The organism is Serratia quinivorans, from assembly GCF_052113645.1.
In the GTDB taxonomy this organism is placed as follows: Bacteria; Pseudomonadota; Gammaproteobacteria; order Enterobacterales; family Enterobacteriaceae; genus Serratia; species Serratia quinivorans_B.
Genome location: NZ_JBIEIU010000014.1, coordinates 68,660 through 90,744, shown reverse-complemented (window position 1 = coordinate 90,744; position 22,085 = coordinate 68,660). Strand labels below are relative to the sequence as shown.

The 22,085-nt window shown below is 57.2% G+C and carries 19 protein-coding genes; 2 read left to right on the top strand and 17 right to left on the bottom strand.

The window, feature by feature from the left end; translation table 11 throughout:
- Positions 1 to 30: 30 nt before the first annotated feature.
- The 8 genes from ACGS9J_RS22080 to ACGS9J_RS22045 all read right to left on the bottom strand — a co-directional run bounded on the left by ACGS9J_RS22080 (position 31) and on the right by ACGS9J_RS22045 (position 6,840).
- Complete coding sequence (locus tag ACGS9J_RS22080; protein ID WP_442232882.1) at positions 31 to 1,293, bottom strand: MFS transporter; 1,263 nt, start codon at positions 1,291 to 1,293, stop codon at positions 31 to 33.
- Positions 1,294 to 1,317: 24 nt separating this feature from the next.
- Positions 1,318 to 2,529: an NAD(P)/FAD-dependent oxidoreductase gene (locus tag ACGS9J_RS22075; RefSeq protein WP_442232881.1), complete on the bottom strand. Its 1,212-nt coding sequence runs from the start codon at positions 2,527 to 2,529 to the stop codon at positions 1,318 to 1,320.
- Positions 2,526 to 3,467 carry a VOC family protein gene (locus tag ACGS9J_RS22070; protein ID WP_442232880.1) on the bottom strand — a complete coding sequence of 314 codons (942 nt, stop codon included), beginning with the start codon at positions 3,465 to 3,467 and terminating at the stop codon, positions 2,526 to 2,528. Before ACGS9J_RS22070 ends, ACGS9J_RS22075 begins: the two co-directional genes overlap by 4 nt.
- Positions 3,468 to 3,576: 109 nt before the next feature.
- Positions 3,577 to 4,371: an IclR family transcriptional regulator gene (locus tag ACGS9J_RS22065; RefSeq protein ID WP_442232879.1), complete on the bottom strand. Its 795-nt coding sequence runs from the start codon at positions 4,369 to 4,371 to the stop codon at positions 3,577 to 3,579.
- A 24-nt stretch (positions 4,372 to 4,395) separates the two neighbouring features.
- Positions 4,396 to 5,151, bottom strand: a complete 756-nt coding sequence (locus ACGS9J_RS22060) for an SDR family oxidoreductase (RefSeq protein WP_442232878.1) — start codon at positions 5,149 to 5,151, stop codon at positions 4,396 to 4,398.
- Positions 5,148 to 6,191, bottom strand: coding sequence for a Rieske 2Fe-2S domain-containing protein (locus ACGS9J_RS22055; protein WP_442232877.1), 1,044 nt, complete (start codon positions 6,189 to 6,191; stop codon positions 5,148 to 5,150). Before ACGS9J_RS22055 ends, ACGS9J_RS22060 begins: the two co-directional genes overlap by 4 nt.
- A 20-nt stretch (positions 6,192 to 6,211) precedes the next feature.
- Complete coding sequence (locus ACGS9J_RS22050; RefSeq protein WP_044553351.1) at positions 6,212 to 6,520, bottom strand: recombinase-like helix-turn-helix domain-containing protein; 309 nt, start codon at positions 6,518 to 6,520, stop codon at positions 6,212 to 6,214.
- A 2-nt stretch (positions 6,521 to 6,522) separates the two neighbouring features.
- The gene (locus tag ACGS9J_RS22045) at positions 6,523 to 6,840 is read right to left on the bottom strand and encodes a non-heme iron oxygenase ferredoxin subunit (RefSeq protein ID WP_012146671.1); all 318 of its coding nucleotides are present in this window, start codon (positions 6,838 to 6,840) and stop codon (positions 6,523 to 6,525) included.
- A gap of 394 nt (positions 6,841 to 7,234) precedes the next feature.
- Here ACGS9J_RS22045 and ACGS9J_RS22040 point away from each other — a divergent pair, with 394 nt between their 5' ends.
- Positions 7,235 to 8,482 carry an MFS transporter gene (locus ACGS9J_RS22040; protein WP_442232876.1) on the top strand — a complete coding sequence of 416 codons (1,248 nt, stop codon included), beginning with the start codon at positions 7,235 to 7,237 and terminating at the stop codon, positions 8,480 to 8,482.
- A 51-nt stretch (positions 8,483 to 8,533) separates the two neighbouring features.
- On the opposite strand, the gene rluF is transcribed toward ACGS9J_RS22040, so the two are convergent.
- The 4 genes from rluF to ACGS9J_RS22020 form a co-directional block, all read right to left on the bottom strand.
- The gene (gene rluF, locus ACGS9J_RS22035; RefSeq protein WP_442232875.1) at positions 8,534 to 9,397 is read right to left on the bottom strand and encodes a 23S rRNA pseudouridine(2604) synthase RluF; all 864 of its coding nucleotides are present in this window, start codon (positions 9,395 to 9,397) and stop codon (positions 8,534 to 8,536) included.
- Between the two features lie 53 nt (positions 9,398 to 9,450).
- Complete coding sequence (gene speB / locus ACGS9J_RS22030; RefSeq protein WP_442232874.1) at positions 9,451 to 10,371, bottom strand: agmatinase; 921 nt, start codon at positions 10,369 to 10,371, stop codon at positions 9,451 to 9,453.
- Between the two features lie 936 nt (positions 10,372 to 11,307).
- On the bottom strand, positions 11,308 to 13,284 hold the full coding sequence (speA, locus tag ACGS9J_RS22025; protein ID WP_442232873.1) for a biosynthetic arginine decarboxylase: 1,977 nt from the start codon (positions 13,282 to 13,284) through the stop codon (positions 11,308 to 11,310).
- Complete coding sequence (locus ACGS9J_RS22020) at positions 13,277 to 13,420, bottom strand: virulence promoting factor (RefSeq protein WP_112347340.1); 144 nt, start codon at positions 13,418 to 13,420, stop codon at positions 13,277 to 13,279. The genes speA and ACGS9J_RS22020 overlap by 8 nt, the downstream gene beginning before the upstream one ends.
- Before the next feature lie 759 nt (positions 13,421 to 14,179).
- On the opposite strand from ACGS9J_RS22020, the gene metK reads away from it, so the two are divergent.
- Positions 14,180 to 15,334, top strand: a complete 1,155-nt coding sequence (metK, locus tag ACGS9J_RS22015; protein WP_442232872.1) for a methionine adenosyltransferase — start codon at positions 14,180 to 14,182, stop codon at positions 15,332 to 15,334.
- 126 nt (positions 15,335 to 15,460) lie between these two features.
- Here the strand turns inward: metK and ACGS9J_RS22010 are convergent, their stop codons facing one another.
- From ACGS9J_RS22010 to fhuA, 5 genes are all read right to left on the bottom strand, one after another.
- Complete coding sequence (locus tag ACGS9J_RS22010) at positions 15,461 to 15,613, bottom strand: Hok/Gef family protein (protein ID WP_071827059.1); 153 nt, start codon at positions 15,611 to 15,613, stop codon at positions 15,461 to 15,463.
- 303 nt (positions 15,614 to 15,916) lie between these two features.
- Positions 15,917 to 17,905, bottom strand: a complete 1,989-nt coding sequence (gene fhuB, locus ACGS9J_RS22005) for a Fe(3+)-hydroxamate ABC transporter permease FhuB (RefSeq protein WP_442232871.1) — start codon at positions 17,903 to 17,905, stop codon at positions 15,917 to 15,919.
- Complete coding sequence (gene fhuD, locus ACGS9J_RS22000; protein WP_442232870.1) at positions 17,902 to 18,810, bottom strand: Fe(3+)-hydroxamate ABC transporter substrate-binding protein FhuD; 909 nt, start codon at positions 18,808 to 18,810, stop codon at positions 17,902 to 17,904. Before fhuD ends, fhuB begins: the two co-directional genes overlap by 4 nt.
- A complete protein-coding gene (gene fhuC / locus ACGS9J_RS21995) occupies positions 18,810 to 19,709 on the bottom strand; it encodes a Fe3+-hydroxamate ABC transporter ATP-binding protein FhuC (protein ID WP_442232893.1) in 900 nt (299 codons plus the stop codon). Before fhuC ends, fhuD begins: the two co-directional genes overlap by 1 nt.
- The gene (gene fhuA, locus ACGS9J_RS21990; protein ID WP_442232869.1) at positions 19,655 to 21,853 is read right to left on the bottom strand and encodes a ferrichrome porin FhuA; all 2,199 of its coding nucleotides are present in this window, start codon (positions 21,851 to 21,853) and stop codon (positions 19,655 to 19,657) included. The genes fhuC and fhuA overlap by 55 nt, the downstream gene beginning before the upstream one ends.
- Positions 21,854 to 22,085: the final 232 nt, after the last annotated feature.

Genomic DNA, 22,085 nt, shown 5'->3' with positions numbered 1-22,085 from the left:
GTTACTCCTCTGTTGAATCAAACGGTTAAATCAATATTTCTTCAGCAACGGCAGCAGAATGATGCAGCCGATAAAGGCCATCACCACCAGGAACAGCAGGCCGTTATCCATGTTGCCGGTGGCGGCGATCAACGCCCCCATCAGCACCGGTGCCAACGCACCGGCAAAATTGCCCAATCCGTTAAAAATGCCGCCGGCGGTGGCGCTGACCTTGCTGCTGGTGGCTTTCGCCAGCAGGGCAAAGATGTTCGGCGCGCCGGCGCCCCACATAAAGGTGCTGAAAGCCATGGCGGCGATTACGCTGTAGGTGCCCTGCAACTGCAGTACCACGGCCAGCCCCAATCCGGCGCCGCACAGCGAGACAAAACAGGCCAATGCGCGGCGATCCAGCTTGTCCGACAGCCAGGCCCCGACCACTTCACCCAGCAACATGGCGATAAACGGCAGTGATGACAGGTAACCGGCGTGCTCCAGATGAATGCCTTTGCCCTTGATCAGGTAGCTGGGCAGCCAGCCGTTCATGCCCCACAGGTAGGTCAGGAAGGCGATGTTAAACAGGCAGATCATCCAGAAATGCGGGTTGTGCAGCAGCTCACGGCGGTGCTGTTTGCGTTCGGCGATAGCGGGTTTGGCAACGGCGTCCGCTGCCGGACGCGAGACATTGAGATGACGCATGCCGAACAGCACCAGCAGCATCACCGGCAGCGTCAGGAACGCCATAAAGAAGAAGGTGGTCTGCCAGTCAAAGGTGTTTAGAATGTACAGCGTGACCGGGAAGCCGAGCGCGGCACCCAGCGGCGTACCGAGCAGCCATAACATGGTGGCGCGCGCCTGCAGCCGCTGCGGGAAGGCCTGGCGAATAATGGCGTAGGCCATCGGCAGCAGGGGGCCTTCGGCGATGCCGAGCAAAATGCGCAGCGTCATCATGGTGTGATAAGAACGTGCCAGGCCCATCAGCACCATCAACACGCCCCACACCACCATCATGCCGATCAGCACTTTAACCGGGTTCAGCCGGTCGCCAATGCCGCTCAACAGCATCGAAGAAATGCCGTAGGAGAACAAAAACGCGCTCATCAGCAAGCCCAGGCGTGCCGGATCAAAACTGATGCCCAACGCCTGCTGGAATTCGCTATCGGAAAACAGCGCCGCGATGCTGATCTTGTCGAAAAATGCCAGCAACACGCAGGCAAACAGCGCGATGGGCACTGACCAGCGCACCCGTTGCTGCGGATTTTCGGCAAGGGTTTCCCCCACCCGTTCAGCGCGGGCGTCAATCTCTTGCGTAGTCATGAAACGCTCCCGAGGTTACGGGCGTTATTTCAACGCCATCAAAGAAAACTCCGCATCCGCCAACTGCTGCGGCTCCAGCACCCGTCCGCCGGCCAGCCAGCGCTTACCCAGCTTGATGGTGCGCGCGTCGTTAAACGCCACCATTTGCACCAACTGACGGTCGGCATTTAGCGTAAAGAACACCTGTGATTGCGGCGTACGCCGTACCACGTGATGCACGCCGCCGGTCGGCACGCCGAGGATCTGGATATTGGCGTCGTATTGATCCGACCACAGCCAGGCTACGTCATCGTAAGGGGCGGCAAAGGCGTCCAGCATCGCGCAGGCGGTACTGATCGCCTGATTTTGCGCATAGGCCCAGGACTGCAAGCACAGGCCCAACGTCGGGTGACGCGCCACGTCACCGGCGGCGAAGATCGCCGGGTGGCTGGTGCGCCCCTGGCCGTCAACCACGATACCCGCGTCAATCTTCAGCCCGGCACTGTGCGCCAGCTCCAGATTCAGCTCCACGCCGATACCGACCACCACCAGATCAAACGGCTCAAGGCGGCTGATATCGCTGCCGATCCAGGCACTGCCGTCACGATCTTCCAACTGAATGTCGCCGCAGCCGCAATGCACCGTCACGCCCTGCTGTTGATGCAGTTCCAGCAACGCCTGGGAGACATCCGCGCCGACACTGCGCATGCACAGGGCAGGCTGGCGCTCAAAAACCGTCACGTCAGCACCGAGACGCCGCGCCGAAGCGGCAATCTCCAGCCCGATCCAACCGCCGCCGACGATCGCCAGCCGACGGCACCCTTGCAACGCCTGGCGCAGCTTCGCCGCATCATCCCAGGAGCGCAGCGTCATCACCCGCGGGTGGCTGGCCCAACGGGCATCCGGCAGGCGAGGTCGGCCACCGGTGGCGATCAGCAGTTGATCAAACTGCAGTTGCCGACCGTCACTAAGGCTGACGATTTGCTGTTTTGCATCAATGGCTTCGGCGCGCAATGGACGGCACCAGTCGATGTTCAATCCGGCGACCACCTGTTCACTGAACAGTCGGCTGAGCGGCGCATTGCCGTCCAGCAACGCCGCTTTGGAGAGCGGCGGCCGCTCATAAAAGTCATAGGGCTCGTCGCTGATCACCGTCAGCCGGCCCGCATAGCCACGGTCGCGCAGCGTTTTCGCCGCCCAACCGCCGGCCTGGCCACCGCCGATAATCACGATCCCCGCCGGTTCTGGCTGGCTCATAACGCCTCCGGCTTTTTCTGCTGGCGGCGTGTGTCGTGGTCAATACCGCCTTCCACCGCCCACTCGGTGAACGACACCAGTGAGTGCTCCAGCTCGCGCGGCTGCCAGTTTTCAGTCAGGTAATCGTCGTTGGTGTAATACTCGAACGCGCCGCCGGTCGGGCTGTTGACGTACCAGAAATAGGCCGAGGAGATCGGGTGCCGACCGGGGCCGATAAAGGTGCTCCACTTCTCTTTGTTCATGGCGATACCGCCGCCGATCACCTCGTGGATGTCGCGTACGGTAAAGGCCACGTGATTCAGACCGCGTGGGCGATTAGGCAATTTCAGCAGGAACAGGTTGTGATGGCCGCCGCGTGCCTGAGTGCGCAGGAAGACCGCACGATCGATATAACGATCCGACACCTGGAACCCCAGCACCTCACGGTAGAAGCGTTCGGTCGCGGCCAGATCTTCGACGAAGAACACCACGTGACCGATATTGATCGGCTGTGCCTGCGCATACACCGGGCTGGGCTGATCGATACGGCGCACGTCGCCCCATTGGTTGATCGGCGACACCGGTAAATCGACGTCGCGCTGTTGACTGACGCGAAAACGCAGCGTCATGCCGTTCGGATCGATACACTCCAGCTCTTCCCCCACCTGACGGAAGCCCGGCATCTGCGCCAACAGCGGCTGCAATGCCGCCAGCTCGGCCGGGCTGCCCACACCCCAGGTCATACGGCGCAGGGTAGAACCCCCCTCAAATGCCGTCGGCAACGCTTCGCTCTGCAACGGATGCAGTACCACACGTGCCCCGCTCAGGGTGGTGAATTCACGCTGGCTTTCACCCCAATGCTGTTGTGCCGCCTGCAGGCCGAAGTCCTGCATGAATTTTTCGCAGGCCGGCAGATCTTCGACGCCAAATTCCAGTTTTTCGATTCCGATTACGCTCATTCTTGTGCCTCACGTGCTCGCTGAATGCGGTTTTCAGGCATGACAAACCCCCGGCCCCTGTTTGCCATGAGCCTTATCCCTGCCTGAGTAAAAGAGTCGGTGCCGTCAGTTAACCGACGTTAGCCTGCGGCGGTGCGCCCAGGAAGCCGGAGATTTTCTCCGCGGCGTCCCGCACTTCCATGCGCAGCCGTTCGCGATCCGCTTTCGGGATCTCATCGAACGGCACCATAATGCTGACCACGGCCTCAACCCGCTGCTCGCGGTTGAAGATCGGATAGACGATCGAAGAGATGCCGTGACGGAAAAACGATTCGCCAATCACATAGCCGCGCGCCTTGTCCTGCTGCACCATCTGCCACAGCGTTTCGCGATCCGCCGGGGTACCCGGGCCGCTGCCCGGCAGTTGTTCCTGCGGATACAGCTGTTCGAATTCGGCGCGGGTGGCGCTGGTCAGCAACATGCGGCCCAGCGAGGTTTGGTGTACCGGCAGACGGGTGCCGACGCTGACCTGGTTGATTTGCGAACCGGCGGCGCTGACGCGGGCGATGTAGATCACGTCGCGTTCATCGCGGATCGCCAGATGACTGCTGCACTGGCTGCGATCGCGCAGTTGCTCGATCACCGGCTGGCCGGCCTGGGCAACGTCCAATGAGGCGATATATTCAAAGCCGAGGCGCAGCACTTTGATGCCCAGCGCAAAGGTGTTGGTCCGCGGGTTGCGCTCCAGAAAACCCAGATGCTCCAACGTTTGCACCACGCGATAGGCGGTAGCCTTTGGCATGTCGACCAGGCGATGCAATTGGGCAAAAGTCATTTCCTTGTGCTGCTCGCCAAACGCCAGCAACAGTTGTAACCCGCGATCCAGTCCCGGGATCAGATATTTACACCCTTGATCGTCCGCCATGTGCTGCTCCTGGCTAAATGTAGATTAGTTAAAGACAAAGCCGCCGTTGACCGGCAACAGTTGACCGGTCACGAAGTTCGCTAACGGTGACAGCAGGTAAAGCACGGAGCCGTTGACGTCGTCAGGATGCTGCGCCCCGGCCAACGCTCGCCCTTGCTCATACAGCTGATGACGCTCGGCCGGCACGTATTCCGTGGCCTCTACCCGCGTCAGACCTGGCGCGATGGCGTTAACGCAGATCCCCTGCGGACCCAGTTCACGCGCCATTGAGCGGGTCATGGAGATGATCGCCCCTTTGCTGGCCACATAGGCCATTAAGCGCGGTGCCCCCCACAGCGCGGTATCCGAAGCCACGTTAACGATCTTGGCATGCGGGGTTTGCGCCAGCAGCGGCACCGCTGCCTGGCTCACCAGCCAGGTACCGCGCACGTTAACCTGCATCACCCGATCCCACAGATCGATATCGTATTCCATCATGGTTTTGCCGCCCACGCCGGTAGCCAGCGCCGCGTTGTTCACCAATCCGTCGATTGCGCCGCCTTCGGCGATGGCGTTGAACACGGCGCTGATCGACGCCGGCTCAGCCAGATCTATCACCTGGGTTTCGACCTGTGCGCCCTGCTCACGCAGGCTGGCGGCGCTGTCCGCCAGTTCATCCGCCAAAATATCGCACATCACCACCCTGGCACCGGCCTCGCTGATGGCCGTGGCGAAACTCCGCCCCAGTCCGCGCGCCGCGCCAGTCACCACAATGCGTTTTCCCGTCAGCAGGCCATTCACTGCGCCGCCTCCAGCTCACTGAGCTTCGCCAATTGTTTCTGCGCTTCTTTTTGCATCATCCGGCGCAGACGGGACAGCCCAACGTCATGCTGATACAGATACTCACGGCCACGCGCATTCGGCGCCATGTTTTCCAACACGATGCGGTCTTGTTCCAGTACGTCCCAGTGCAGCGACTCCAGGCGATTGCGGTACATAAAGCGCCACATATCGCGCTGCCAGTCTTTCACCTTGCGGATACGCCAGAAGAACACCCGGCAGTGATCCTTATCTTCCGGTACCACCATGCCGATGATCCAGAAGTGACCGCCCGGCCCGAAACGCTTCTTGTACGGGATCGACAGGCGCATCCAATAGGCACCGCTGTTGCCGAACTCTACCCAGTCGAAGTTAACGCCGATCTGGCCATTCTTCTTAAAGATGAAACCGCTGTCGGTCGGCTCCAGCGCCATATCCGCCTTGCGATCCCCTTCCGCCATCGAATGCGAGGATGAATGCAGGTAGGTGCCGTGCATTGGGTCCATCACGTTTTCCAGCGCGTACTGATAATTGCAATCCCAACTGGCGGTACACAGGAAGTTGCTGTAGGCCGCTTCGTCTGCCAGTTCCGGTGGGAAGGTCAGTTCGGCCGGTTCTTCATCCGCCGTCACGCCGAAATAGAGGAATACCGCGCCGTAGGCCTCTTTGGCCGGATAAGAACGCAGGCATTTCTGCCCTACCAGCGGGCAACGATCGACCGCCGGTACGTCTTTTACCGTACCGTCGCCGCCCACTTCCACGCCGTGATACCAGCAGGCGATGCGATCGCCCAGGTTCCAGCCCATGGAAAGCCGCGCACCGCGATGCGGGCAGCGATCTTCCAGCGCGTGGATCGCGCCTTCGCCATCGCGCCACACCACAATCTGTTGCTCCAGACGCGTAATGCCCACCGGGTTGTTGCCGATTTCCCAACTGGCCAGCACCGGATACCACATGCCGCGCAGCCCCTGATCAAGATAGTCCTGTAAGGTCTGTGCGGAGGATGTTGTGTTTGCTGTCATTGTCTTCTCCCGGGTGCTGCTCAGAAACCGTTAACGTGAAGGAATTCGCGGAACGCCGTCTCATTCCACGGCTGGCCATTGCGATCGAACAGGCGGCGCTGATTTAACGCGCTGACGATCTGCTCCAGCTCTTCCGCCCCCTGATCGAAGATCTCTTCCAACGCCGTCACCAGCGCGGTCTCGAAACCGTCCGGCACCCGAGCCCGGGTTTGCCAGATGACGTTTTGGAATTGGCCCGGCTGATGGATTTGACCATTGCCGCCTTCGCGCGCCGGGATCACCTGTTGGGTGTCCGGCAGCCAGGGATTGAAATCGGTGATGTGCTGCATGATTACTCCTCCGCAATAAAGGTGATTTGGATTTGATTGTCGATCACCCGGGTGGCATAGGTTTGCAGATCGCGGCCGCCTGGCTCACGCAGGCACTGGCCGGTACGCACGTCGAACAATGCTTCGTGCAACGGGCACTCGACCTTACCGTCATCAACAAACCCCTGGCTGAGCAAGGCATAGGCATGTGGGCAAACGTCTTCCAGCGCGTAATAGTTGCCGTCGATCAGATACACCCCGACCTCTTTCCCTTCCACGTTGGCGGAGAAAGGAAAATCTTCTTTCACCTGAGACACTTCACACACTTTCTTCCAGCTCATTGCTTCTGTCCTCTATCTGATTGTTTCATATATGAAACTCAGTTTCTTATTTAATACGCTCACTATAAGTCTGGTGAAACTTTCGTCAAGAGAGCAAAGCTGCAATTGTTAATGGAAAGTTGTTTAAACATGACAAATGCGGGAAGGATCACGAAAAAATGCACCGATATGAAAAACTGATGAAGATTGTGCACTCCATCACTAATTCATAGGTAAAAAGGCGTTGATCTGGCTGACGCAATGCGAGTAAAAGTTCTCTCTCACTGACTAACACACCTTTTTGATAACAATAAATTTACATTAAAACAGCTAAACCCTGCTTTTCAGCACTGTGAAATCAGCGGGTTAGTTTACTGCTGCCTAAATTCGTTAATCGCCCGCCAAAGGAGCGTACATGGAGCGCATTGTGCAACAACGTCAACGCTGGTTCGGGGTCGTGGCCCTGCTGTTTCTGATCGTCATCGCCTATGCCGATCGGGTCAATATTGCCGTGATGCTGGTCAATCCCGACTTCTTGCAGCACTTTCAGCTCGGCGGTGACCGTGCGCATCAGGGCATGTTGATGACCGTGTTTTTGCTCGGTTATGGGCTTTCCGCCATGCTGCTGACGCCGTTTCTGGAAACCCTGATGGGCTATCGGCGTGCGCTGACGCTAAGTATTGTGCTGTGGGCACTGCTCACGGCCGCCTCGCCGCTGGCGGGGTCGGTACTGCTGCTGTTTGCGGTACGCGCATTGCTTGGCGTCAGCGAGGGGCCGCTGTTCTCGTTAAAAACCATGTACATCGGCGATCACTTCGCCGCCGATGAACGCGGCAAGCCCAATGCCGTCAGCACTTTGGGCGTTTCACTGGGGTTGGTGATCGGTTTCCCGCTGGTGAGTTTCCTGATGGCGCACTTTGGCTGGGCCGTCTCTTTCTATCTGTTGGCGCTGATCAACCTGCTGCTGGGGCTGGCGCTGGTGCGATTATTTATCCACCCGGCCGCGTTGCCGCCGCGCTCCGTCGATCCTCAACCGGTACTGCGCCGCGTCTGGCACACCTTTGCCCTAGCCTGGCGCACCCCGATGCTCGGCTGGATCATGCTGATCGAGATCGCCACCCTCAGCTATCTGTGGGGATCCAGTTCCTGGTTACCGGCCTATCTGACCGACGAGAAAGGATTTTCCATCAAACAGATGGGCTGGATGGCCTCGCTGCCGTTTATCGTCAGTATCGCCTCAAAATATCTCGGCGGCGTGCTGCTCGACCGTATCCGCCCCTATCAGGCACCCTTGATTTTCGCCGTCGGTGGCGCGGCGACCGCGTTGTGTATCTATGGCGTGATGCACAGCCACCAGCTCGGCTGGATCGCTTTCTTCCTGCTGGCGGCCAATGCCTGCTGGGGGGCTCAGGGGGCGGCGATCCCTACCCTGTTGCAGCATTATGCTCAGCCGCAGGCGGTCGGCAGCGCCTATGGGCTGATTAACGGTATCGGCAATATGTTCTCGGCATTTGTGCCGATGATTATGGGCATGGTGATGGCCAGCCAGGGCAAGGTGTCTTCAGGGTTTGCCGTGCTGATTGTGTCGCAGCTAGTGACTCTGTTGGCGGGCTGTGTGCTGTTTGGCCGGATGCGGATGACGCGAGAGGCCAGGCGGGTGTAAAACAGCCGGGGCGCATAATGCGCCCCGGTTCCAATTGATGTTACTGGCGGCTCAGCGCCCTTTCTTTTTGCGGCCCGGCTGAGCAAAGCGCTTACGCGCCGGCGCGTTGCTGCTGGGCTTTTCGGCGCTTTTCGCCCCGCCGCCAGCCGGTTTTTTCACTGCCGGTTTGGCTTTCTTCACCGGTTTGGCCTCCGAAGTGGAACCCTCGATCGACTTAAACAGTTCGACCAGTTCGTCGTCGGTTAAATCGCGCCATTCACCCGGTGGCAAACCTGCCATGCTCACATTCATGATGCGAGTACGTTCCAGCTTGGTGACCTCATAGCCGAAATGCTCGCACATGCGGCGAATTTGACGGTTCAGCCCCTGTACCAGCACGATGCGAAACACAAAGGGCGCTTCTTTCTTCACCTTGCACTTTTTCGTCACCGTACCCAGCATCGGCACGCCGGCACCCAAACCACGGATAAAGTCGTCGGTCACCGGTTTGTTGACCGTCACCCGATATTCTTTTTCGTGGTCGTTGCCCGCACGCAGGATCTTGTTCACCAGATCGCCGTGATTGGTGAGGAAGATCAGCCCCTGCGAGTCTTTGTCCAAGCGTCCGATCGGGAAGATACGGGTGCTGTGGTTGACGAAATCGACAATATTGTCTTTCTCGCCCTCTTCGGTGGTACTGACGATCCCGACCGGTTTGTTCAGCGCGATAAAGATCAGGTTGTCTTCGTTACGAGGTTCAATCAGCTGACCGTTGACCTTGACGACGTCCCCTGGGAATACCTGATCGCCAAGCGTAACGCGCTTGCCATTGATAAAAACGTTGCCTTGTTCGATGTAACGATCGGCGTCGCGGCGAGAGCAGATGCCGCTCTCGCTAATATATTTGTTAAGACGTGTGGAAGGCTTGGTCAGCATGTTTTCTCCATGAACTCTGGCCTCTGAAAGGCCAGAGTTTAAGCCAATACTGTTTAGGCCTGCTTTTTTGCCGCCTGCAGATACAGCATCTCCAGGCCCAGGGTCGCCGCGGCCAGCGCGGTGATCTCGGACTGATCGTAGGCCGGGGCCACTTCCACCACATCCATGCCGACGATGTTCAGTGACTGCATGCCGCGCACCAGTTTCAGCGCACGATCGGAGGTCAGGCCGCCGATCACCGGTGTGCCGGTGCCCGGTGCGAATGCCGGATCCAGGCAGTCGATGTCGAAGGTCAGATACACCGGCATATCACCGACGATCTGTTTGATCTGGGTCAGCAGATCGTCGGCGCTGCGATCGTTAACCTGTGCCGCGTCCAGTACGGTGAAACCGTTGTCGTGATCGAACTCGGTACGGATACCGATCTGCACGGAGTGGGTTGGATCGATCAGGCCTTCGTTCGGCGCATGGAAGAACATGGTGCCGTGATCGTATTGGCTGCCGTTAGCATAGGTATCGGTATGGGCGTCGAAGTGCACCAGTGCCAGCTTGCCGAAATGTTTGGCGTGCGCGCGCAACAGCGGCAGCGTAACGAAGTGGTCACCGCCGAATGAGAGCATGCGTTTGCCGGCCGCCAGCAGTTTTTCCGCATGCGCCTGCAGCTTGTCGCTCATGTCCTGGGCGTCGCCAAAGTTGAACACCACGTCGCCGCAATCGACGACGTTCAGACGATCGCGCAAGTCAAAGTTCCACGGCCAGCGGTTGCCTTCCCAGGCCAGGTTAGTGGAAACCTGACGGATGGCTGCCGGGCCATGACGGCCACCGGCGCGGCCGGAAGTTGCCATGTCAAATGGAATGCCGGTGATGACCCACTCTGCATCGCTGTCGTAAGGCATAAAGTTCAGCGGAAAGCGCAGGAAACCAAAGGCATTGGACACTAAGGAATTATCGGGCTGATGGCCTAAGGTACTCATAGTAAACCCTCATATTTCAACGTTTCGCCTGTTGAAAAATCACACAAGCGCTGGCAAAAAAAAATCCCTCCCGCGTCGTTAGCCCGACGAGAAAGGGATCCATTCGAAATCTGTTTCAGTACTGCCTATGCAGCAGATTATCGCCGCATTTCGCTCGCGCTTCAAGAGCGCGCATCATCATCCTGGCGACTCGTCGCGGGTAAGTATATACCCTGGATCCTACCGTCGTGTGACCGTTGCCGTCCGCCGACGTTTGAACTTTGTGATTTTGATCCCTTTAGCGGGCAAAAAAAATATATAAGTTAATTATACCCACCCACTTTATTAAAAATAGATTAATAGCTCTACTAACAATTAAGGTTTAAACTTTTATATAACACGGAATTAGTAAAGCCATGTTTAATATTATGCCGATGCGACAACGACGAACAATTAAAAACAAAAAACTTTATATCACACTAGAAATTATCACTTTCTTATCAAGCATTCCATTGGGTTATCTTTGCTCTAAATTTGATTCACTGAATGCAATATCCATAGAAATAGTACTTATCTATGTTCCAGTATCCATGATCGCCGTGGACTATTTTTATCAACGTCTTGTGGACGAGTAAGCCTTGTGTTAGTTATGAAAAAACTTGTCTGCATCGGTGGAGTTGATAGTGTTTATAAAATTTTTAAAAATATTTTTACTTTTTGTTCTCTGCTATTCGTTGGTTGCACTAATAAGAGAAGGAACCGTTAGCACTGCCGGCATGATAAAAACGCTATGTTATTCTTTCCTTATCGCTTTAGGCTATTTGTTCGTTACCAGCCGATGGTGGAAAAAACATGTCCTAAAATTAAAAGATAAGTAATGAAAATTGAAGGTAAAACATCAAGGCATAAAAAAGGCCGGACATCCGTAAGATGCCCGGCCTTTCAGATCGGCCCTACTTATTCATCTTCTAAATAAGTATAACCGTACAAACCGGCTTCGAACTCTTCCAGGAACTGCGCCTGCAGCTCGCTGTCCAGATCGGTTTCCTTCACCTGATCGCGGAACTTGGCCAGCAACGCAGTAGGATCAAGTTGCACATATTCCAGCATGTCGGCAACGGTATCACCTTCATCGGACAGCTCGGTTTCTACCGTGCCGTCAGGGAAGACAAACACGTCAACCGAGGCGGTATCGCCAAACAGGTTGTGCATGTTGCCGAGGATTTCCTGGTAGGCGCCTACCATAAAGAAGCCCAGCGCCGGCGGGTTTTCCGGATCGTACGGCGGCATTGGCATGGTGGTCGCCACGCCGTCACCGTCGATGTAGTGATCGATGGTGCCATCGGAGTCACAGGTGATATCCAGCAGCACCGCGCGGCCTTCCGGCGGCTTATCCAGGCCTTCCAGCGGCAGCACAGGGAACAGCTGATCGATACCCCAGGCGTCCGGCATCGACTGGAACAGCGAGAAGTTGACGTAGAACTTGTCCGCCATACGCTCTTGCAGTTCGTCAATGATCGGACGGTGTGCACGGTTGCTCGGATCCAACTGCTGTTGGATCTTGTTGCAGATGTTCAGGTACAGCTGCTCGGCCCAGGCGCGCTTGGTCAGATCCAGCATGCCGTGTGCGTACTGGGTGTGAACGTCGTGCAGGTCCATCTGGCTGTCGTGCAGCCATTCGCGCAGCGAGCGGCGGTTCTCCGGCTCGTTCAATTCCTGCCAGGTTTCCCACATGCTTTCCAACGCGCGCGGCGCGTCTTCTGCTGGCGGCAATGGCTCGCTGAATTCGTTGCGCTCAACGCCGATCACGTTGGATACCAGCACCGTGTGGTGTGCAGTAACCGCACGGCCGGATTCGGTGATCACCGTCGGGTGCGGCAAACCGTGTTCATTACAGGCGTCGCCGATACCCCAAATCACGTTGTTGGCGTATTCGTTCAGGCCGTAGTTCACCGAACAGTCGGACTGCGAACGGGTGCCTTCATAATCCACGCCCAGACCACCACCTACGTCGAAGCACTGGATGTTAACGCCCAGTTTGTGCAGTTCAACATAGAAACGCGCAGACTCACGCACGCCGGTGGCAATATCGCGAATATTGGCCAGTTGCGAACCCAGGTGGAAGTGCAGCAGTTGCAGGCTGTCGAGACGGCCCGCTTCACGCAGGGTTTCCACCAGCTTCAGCACCTGAATGGCGGCCAGACCGAACTTGGACTTTTCGCCACCGCTCGACTGCCATTTGCCGGAACCTTGCGACGCCAGACGCGCACGCACGCCCAGGCGCGGCACCACGTTCAGACGCTCGGCTTCTTCCAGCACCATGTTGATCTCGGACATCTTCTCGATCACCAGGTATACCTTGTGCCCCAGTTTTTCACCGATCAGTGCCAGACGGATATATTCACGGTCTTTATAGCCGTTACAGACGATCACCGAACGGGTCATGCCGGCATGCGCCAGCACCGCCATCAGTTCGGCTTTGGAGCCGGCTTCCAGCCCCAGGGGTTCGCCGGAGTTGACCAGCGACTCAATCACGCGACGGTGTTGGTTCACCTTGATCGGGTAAACCAGGAAATAGCCACCTTCATAGCCGAACGACTCGCGCGCACGCTTGAACGCGGCATTGATCGAACGCAGGCGGTGTTGCAGGATTTGCGGGAAGCAAAACAGGGCTGGTAGGCGCAAACCGTCTTTTTGACGCTGCTTTACCAGCTCGGCCAGATCGACACGCGCCTGCGGGACGTCCGGATCAGGGCACACGCTGATGTGGCCCAGTTCATTGACGTCATAGTAATTGTTGCCCCAGTAGGCGACGTTATAAGTGCGCAGCATCTTGCTGGCATCACGATCATTCATGGCAACCTCCTGCATGGAGCGCAAAGATATAGATTCGCCCGTTGCTGACGGACGGTGAATCAACAGATCATCAGACATTACTCGCCTCACATCCCGTACTGACGATACAGTCAGCCACTATCGCAGCTACAACCCGCGAGAACAACCCAACAAACCGCCCTTGCGGCAGCGAATAAAACTGCCGTTCGCGGTCAGCGATCGGTTTATTACTCATATAATTGTAAGACACCCTGTTCAAACCTCGTGAATCGGGTCAAGAAACATCCCACAGGAAGGCTGCAGGCTACCCTTGTTCAGTTCTTCAGACGACCGTTAACCGGCCCGAGGATCCTGAGTAGCGCCCAAGTGTTTATCACACCTGGAAGGTGGTGTAGAGACAAGACGGGAAATAGCAGAAGAATGTGCGCCAGAACGGCACTGCTGTTGAGAACCAACAACCGGTAGACAACGGATCATTAATCCAACCACCTCCACGCACGTCGCCCTCAATGAACGACCGAGCCTCTATTAATAGTGTAAGAACGTGACCGTTCTATGAAGCGGCGACGCCAAAGGTTGGCGTCTGCGGCTGACAATCGGACCACGAGTGGTGGCGTCACAGAAGTTTACAACTTCGTTCCCCGCACTGTGCACCAAATGAGCCGCGCGCGCAGTTTATACCGATAAGCTGGGGAAAATGCAAAATGAAAATTTGTCGGGAACTGTTTCAAGCGATGAAAATGGCGCCGACCGCTTTGCGCAAAAGAGCGAAAGGGCAAAAAAATACTGGCAATCCGGCTAAGGGCTGACCTAAAATAGACGTCCAGATGTTAATCCATCTATACTGGTTAACTGATAAACTGCTTAACGGCTTTGCCTGAGGGGCGTTGCAGGAAGCATCTCGCGCCATCAGCGGAAGACCCTTCGCTTTGATGCCGGATCTCCAGCGCTGTGCAGTAATTTCTAACCCGTCTTATGCAAGGTAAAGAACACAATGGCTAAACACCTATTCACGTCCGAATCCGTCTCCGAAGGACATCCTGATAAAATCGCTGACCAGATCTCCGATGCCGTTCTCGACGCCATCCTGGAACAGGATCCTAAAGCACGCGTAGCTTGCGAAACCTACGTGAAAACCGGCATGGTTCTGGTTGGCGGTGAAATCACCACCAGCGCCTGGGTTGATATCGAAGAGATCACCCGTAAAACCGTGCGCGAAATCGGCTATGTTCATTCGGATATGGGCTTCGACGCCAACTCTTGTGCCGTACTGAGCGCCATCGGTAAGCAATCCCCGGATATCAATCAGGGTGTTGATCGTACCGATCCGCTGGAACAGGGTGCCGGCGACCAGGGCCTGATGTTTGGCTATGCTACCAACGAAACCGAAGTGCTGATGCCTGCACCGGTGACCTACGCGCACCGTCTGGTGCAGCGCCAGTCCGAAGTCCGTAAAAACGGTACTCTGCCGTGGTTGCGCCCGGATGCGAAAAGCCAGGTCACCTTCCAGTATGACGACGGCAAAATCGTCGGCATCGATGCGGTAGTCCTGTCCACCCAGCATTCCGAAGATATTTCTCTGAAAGATCTGCAAGAAGCGGTGATGGAAGAGATCATCAAGCCGGTTCTGCCGGCAGAATGGCTGAGCGCCGGTACCAAATACCACATCAACCCGACCGGCCGTTTTGTTATCGGTGGCCCAATGGGCGACTGCGGTCTGACCGGGCGTAAAATCATCGTTGATACCTACGGCGGCATGGCTCGTCACGGCGGCGGTGCGTTCTCCGGTAAGGATCCGTCCAAGGTTGACCGTTCAGCGGCTTACGCGGCACGCTACGTGGCGAAAAACATCGTTGCTGCCGGTCTGGCTGACCGCTGCGAGATCCAGGTTTCCTACGCGATTGGCGTGGCAGAACCTACCTCAATCATGGTGGAAACTTTCGGTACCGAGAAAGTCCCTACCGAACAGCTGACTCTGCTGGTGCGCGAGTTCTTCGATCTGCGCCCATACGGCCTGATCCAGATGATGGATCTGCTGCAGCCGATCTACCGCGAAACTGCAGCCTACGGCCACTTCGGCCGTGAGCACTTCCCTTGGGAAGCGACCGACAAAGCAGAACTGCTGCGCGATGCTGCCGGCCTGAAATAAGCCTGCGTATCTGATGTGAAAACGGCGAGCCTGTGCTCGCCGTTTTTGTTTTTAGCGGATGGGTGCTCGTGGATCAACGCGCAAACAACCAACAGGCGGGAGCAACGCCCCCGCCCTTGGGTTGCCTTACCTTTTGGATTCGTAAGCCAGAATGGCCGCAACTTCCGTGTTGCCCGATCGGATCCGCAGCTCACAAAGTTTGCTGCGTGTTATCCATGCCAGTGATATTACAGTGGCACAAATAACGACCAGTTTTACGACACTTCCTTTGTTCGGCATCATGCCTCCTTCTCCTTGCCTCTCGGCGGGTAAGAAGCTAACCTAACGTTCTCTGGCGTTAGAGTTGGCCTCGGGTTGATGTATATCGACACGGGGCTTTTCTCTTTCTATCCCTTACAAATGCTCGGGACGAAAGATCCAGAGCACCCGCGCGCAGTATAGGCATCTCCCCTCAAATCTCGGCCCCCTTTCCGCACTGAATATCCGTTCTGCGCAGCCGTACGCAAAGCTTTGCAACATTATGAAAATACAAAAAATAAAGGCCCAGCAATGCTGGGCCTTTGATGCCAGGAACGACGTCGGTTACGAGGTTTGTTTGCGCAGCAGGTAAACGAAATACGGTGCCCCGATAAAGGTCGCCAGCAACCCGGCGGGAATTTGGTACGGGAACATCACCATTCGCCCACACCAATCGGCGAACACCATCAGCAAGCCCCCCAACAGCGCGGCTATCACCATCTGCGGCAATGCACGACGGAAGCCCAGCATGCGCGCCATATGCGGTGCCATCAGGCCGATAAAGCTCAGTGGCCCCACGGTCAAGGTCGCCATCGCCGTCAGCGTAGCGGCCAGCAGCAGAATGACCACCCGCACCGGCGTCAGCGCAATGCCCACCGAACGGGCTGTGGCACTGCCCAATGGCAGAATACTGAGCCAGCGGCGACACAAGGGTGCCAGCACGATCAGCGCCGCCGCGATGGCCGCCGTGCGTATCGCCTGCTCCGGCGTCACCGAATAGGTGGAGCCGGAAATCCAGGTCAGCAACCCACCCATACGCGGATCGCCGCTCGCCAGCAGCAGGAAAATGGTGGTGGTAAAGGCCGTGCTGAGCGCAATGCCGGCCAACAGCATGCGTTCGGTGGAGAAACCGCCACGCCCGGCAGCGATCATAATCACCAATAGCGTCGCTGCCGCCCCCAGGCTCCCGGCCGGCAGCAGCCAGACGAAGGCATCCCCCGGCACGATAAACAGCATGACCACCACGCCAAAGGCCGCACCGGAGCTGATACCCAAGACTTCCGGGCTGGCCATCGGGTTGCCGGTCAGCTTTTGGATCAAGGTTCCCGCCACCGCCAGCATCATGCCCGCCGCCAAGGCAGACAGCACCCGCGGCCAGCGCCACGGCATCAATGACTCTAGTTCAGTGCCCTGGCTCCAGTGCCAGCCGGTAGCGTTCTGCCCAAACATCAGCGCCACGGCGATTCCGGCCAGCAAAAGCGCCCCCGCCAACGCTGCCCAACCCCACAGATGGCCACGCTCAGCAGGCACCTTGTCACCCAGGTTCATCGGCGGTGGCGTAGCCGCACTGCGCAAACGGGGCAGCAGCCACAGCAGCAGCGGAGCACCAAACAACGCCGTTGCCGCCCCGGTCGGGATCTCACGCCATACCTGCGTCAGCCAGATCATCACCTGATCGGTCAACCACAGCAGCAACGCCCCCAGCAACGGCGCCAGCATCATGCGATGCACCAGGCGACGTGCGCCCAGCATTTTTGCCATCAGCGGCGCAAACAGGCCGATAAAGCCAATCACCCCCACCGCATTCACCAGCATCGCACTGAAAACAATCGCCACCGCCAGCGCGCAAAAACGCGCCATCGACAGCCCTAACCCCAGATTGCGCGCGACGCCATCGTCCAGCCCCAGCAAGGTCAGCGGGCGCAACAGCAGCACCGCCAATACCCCGGCGATCAGCAGGCGCGGCAGGATAAACTGCGCGGTACTCCAGTCCTGCTGATTTAGCGCACCGGTGCTCCACAGGAACAGGCCCTGCAGTTGATCGTAATTGAACAGCGCCAGCAGGCTGTTGACCGCCCCGCAGTACAGCCCCAACACCAGCCCGGCCAGGATCAGCGTCACCGGCGACATGCGTTTGCCCCAGGCCACGCCGAACACCAGCCCACCGACCAGGACTGCACCGGCCATGGCCGCCAATTGGCGAGTCATCTCACCGCCCGGCAACATCCACAGGGTGGCGACAGTCAGCCCGAGTTGCGCCCCGGCGGAAACACCAAGCGTCGCCGGTTCCGCCAGCGGGTTGCGCAGCACCTGCTGGAACAACACGCCGACCAACCCCAACCCGGCACCGGCCAACAGCGACACCGAAAGCCGTGGCAACAGGCTGTAGTGGAACAGCATCTGCCGCACATCGTCGATATTCGGCGCGCTCAGCGCCTGCCCCCACAGCGCCCACGGCAGCTGTTGCAGCAGGTTGTAGACCGTCAGCCCACCGGACGCAGCCAATAGCAGCAGCACCAATGTCAGCGGTAATGCCCGGATGTGCGCACTCATGAATAACTCTCCTGCGCCTGCTCCAGCAGATGGCAAAAGCGCATCGCCGACAACGTCGCGCCGTAGAACCACACGGCCGGTACCTGGCGCAGTTGGTTCTGTCTGACGAACGGTAATGCCTGCCACAGTGGGGTTGAGCTGACTTTTTCCATCATTGCCAGATTGCCGTGGTCAAGATAAATCGCCCGCGCATTTTTTACCGCCGTCAGGCGCTCAATGCCCACCACCGCCGTCCCCCAGAAGTTGGTTTCCCCCTCCCAGGCATTTTGGATCCCAAGTTGATCCATCACTTCCTGGAACAGGCTTTTCTGGCCGATCACCAGTACATGGCGCGTATCCAGCAGAGAGAACAGCAGCAGCGGCTGTTGAGTGTAAGAATGCAGCCGCCGGCGCGCGCCCTGAATAAATTGGTCGAACTGGGCCAAATGCTGCTCGGCTCGTGCCGTTATACCCAGCCGCTGCGCCAACTGCAGTAACGAATTCCTGCCCACCGTCAAGGGTTTGCCACTGCCGTCATTGAAGCCGAAGCTCATGGTCGGGGCTATCGGCGCCAACTTTTGCGGCGTTGGCCCATACCCCTGCGACAGCAACATCAACGAAGGTTGCAATTGTTGCAGTAATTCCAGATTCGGTTCGGTACGCTGACCGACGTCGATCACCGACGCCGGTAGTTTCGGCTCTTCCACCCACAGGTTGTAATTGTGGATATCCGCGACCGCCAGCGGCGTGATCCCCAACGCCAGCAACAGCTCAATAGGCAGCCATTCCAGCGCCACGATGCGCGAAAGGTCTGGGGGCGTTGCAGCCGCCTGGCCCGGCAGGGAAAACAGCAAGGGTGACAGTGCCATGGCCGTCAACAGGCGACGGCGTACGGCATCATGATGAAAATCAGAAGAATCAGACATCAGTAGACAAAACTCACCGGCGCGCCACCGCTTGGATGCGGCAGCGTACCCATAGGAATACCGTAAATTTGTTCCAGCACGTCACCCTGCATCAGATCCAGCGGGGTGCCCTGGGCAATCATCTCGCCACCGCGCAACGCCACCAGATGGTCGCAGTAGCGAGCCGCCATGTTGATGTCATGCAGCACCGCAATCACCGTCAGACCACGCTCATGGCTCAGACGTTGGATCAGCGCCAACACCTCAACCTGGTGGGCGATATCCAGCGCCGAGGTCGGTTCATCCAACAGCAGACAGCGGCTGTCTTGCGCCACCATCATCGCCAGCCAGGCACGTTGACGCTCGCCGCCGGACAGGCTGTCCACCAGGCGGCTGGCGAAGGGTTTCAACCCCACCAGCGCAATCGCCTCTTCCACCTGTTGGCGATCGTTAACGCCAAAACGCCCCAATGCGCCGTGCCACGGATAACGGCCAATCGCCACCAGTTCGCGCACCGTCATCCCTTCCGCGGCGGGCAGTTGTTGGGGGAGATAAGCGACCTGACGCGCAAAGGCTTTGCTGTCCCATTGGCTCAGTAACTGTTGATTGAGCCGCGCCGTACCCGCGCTGGGGTTTTGGTGACGGCCGAGAATTTTCAGCAAGGTGGATTTGCCGGAGCCATTGTGGCCAATCAGCCCACAGACTTTCCCCACGGGAAAGGTCAACGATAAGGGGTGTAGCAGCACGCGGCCAGGAACGGCAAAGCTGGCGCTGTCCAGGGTAAAGGTGGCGTCGTGATTGAGGTGTTTATCCTGCATAGGTCCTACTCTGTCCGGGGCGACCTGACGCCGCCCCGGTAATCCGATTAGAAGCGGAAGGTTGCGGTGGCGACCACCTGGCGTTCTGCGCCCCAATAGCAGCCATAGGTGGCGAAGCAACTGGAGACGTATTCTTTATCAAACAGGTTGTTCACGTTGATGCCAATCGAAGAGCCTGGCAGATTGAACCGCGCCAGATCGTATTTTATCGCCGCATCTACCACCGTATAGTCCTTCACTTTAAACGTGTTGGCTTCATCGCCATAGCTGGAACCGACATAGCGGACGCCGGAGCCCAGGGTCAAACCGCTGAGTGCGGTTTCATGGAAGGTATAATCCGCCCACACCGAAGCCATGTGTTTTGGAATTGCGGCCGGGGTATTGCCCTGAAGCGTAGTGTCTTTGGTGTACTCGGCATCCGTGTAGGTGTAAGACCCCAGCAGGTTGACGTTGGCCGACAGTGCGGCTTTGCCTTCCAGTTCGATCCCACGAGAACGGATCTCACCACCCTGTATACTGGCGAATGGATGATCCGGATCAGGATCCGCCACCTTGTTGTTGGTTTTGGTCAGCTGATAGATCGCTATGCTGGCGGTGATTGGGCGATCTTTCGGCGCATACTTCACCCCGGCTTCATACTGCTTGCCCTTGGAGGCGGCGAAAGTGTTGCCGCTGAAGTCTGTCCCTGAAGTCGGTTCAAAGGATTCACTGTAGCTGACATAAGGCGCAATGCCGTTTTCAAATATATAGTTCAAGCCAGCGCGGCCGGTGAACTCGTTGTCCTTTTGCTTGGATACCGAGTTCTGGTTCAAACGGTTGGTGCTGTTGGTATCGCTCCAGTCATAACGCCCACCCATGGTCAGCACCCAGTTGTTCCACTCGGCCTGATCCTGCACGTAAAGCCCGGTCTGCTCCTGGCGGTTAACCTGGCTGGCACCGTTGACGATGGTGTAGCTTTGGTTGCCGTACTGCGGTGCCACCACATTAAGGCTAGAGGCCGTACCATACTGATAAACGACGTCGTTGCGCATGCGCATGTAGTCCACACCCATCAACAAGGTGTGATCAACCAATCCTGTCGCAAATTTCGCCTGCGCTTGAGTGTCCACCGAGAAACTCGACAAATGCTCTTTCGAATTCATCACCCCACGCGTCAACTCTGCAGGGTTGGTGGCACTGATGCCCTGACCATAGATAGAACGGTAGTCCACGTCCATCTTGGAGTAACGCAGATTTTGACGCAGGGTCCACACATCATCAAACCCATGCTCAAAGGCGTATCCCACCATCTGTTGCTTGCGCGAGATGTTGTTATAACCCGGCTCACCGTCGTTGAAGCTGGTCGGCAGCTTGCCGTTAACCCCATTTTGTACCGTTCCCTCTTTCGGCAGCCAGCCATAGAAGCCCACGCTTGGGTCATCCTGGAAACTGCTGAGGAAGGTCAGTGAAGTACGATCATCCGGTCGCCAACTGAAAGAAGGCGCAATAGCATAACGTTTGCTCTTCTCGCCGACCTGCTGCTGATCTTCATCCCGCGCCAGGCCGGTCAAACGATAGGAATAAACACCGTCGTCATCCAACGCACCACCGAAGTCGAAACCGGTCTGGAACAGATTGTCAGTCCCCATTTTGAACTGAACTTCGTGAAGACTTTCGGTGGTTGGCCGTTTACTGACTAAAGCGACCACCCCACCCGGATTGCTCTTGCCATAAAGTACCGAAGAAGGGCCACGCAGTACTTCGGCCCGTTCCAGGAAGTAAGGGTCGATTTGGTAAATGGAATAGTTGTCGTCCTGCAGTTTCAGGCCATCCAGGTACATGTTGGTACCCACCGAACTGAAACCACGGATGTTTACGGCATCATAAGCGGTAGAAGCACCCCGGTTGCCCACCATCACGCCCGGCGTATAAGCCAGAGCGCTTTTTACCGTCTCCGGCTGGCGCATATCCATCTCTTCGCGCGTTACCACGGAGACCGACTGGGGCGTTTTTATCAACGGCGTATCGGTCTTGGTGCCGGTGGCGCTGTGCTTGGCCACATAGGTCCCCACCGGGCCCCAGGCGCTTTCCTGTTGCGATTGACCGCTGCCCACCACGGTAATGGTGTCTTCCTTGTCAGCAGGTTGGGAGTCGGCGGAAAATGCCGGCATCGCCAGCGTGCCAAGGGCGGCCGCGATAGTCATCGCTAACCCACTGGCGTGAAAACGGCTCTGCTTGGCCGCGGAAGGAAGACGCTTGGTCGACATAGGTGGTTTCTCTGATGAATTATTTGATAACGAATGTAAACGATAATAATTATTATAATCGCCGCATTTTATGCAGAAGCTAAATTAAACTGCAAGTCGAATTCAGCCGGTAAATTGGTGCGCGATTAACCGCTTAGCCACATCAAGCAGGTGGAAATAAACTGTGCGGAGAAATAAAAAAGCCCGTAACTGAAAGTTACGGGCTGAATAACAAAGAAAAACTTTTCGCCTG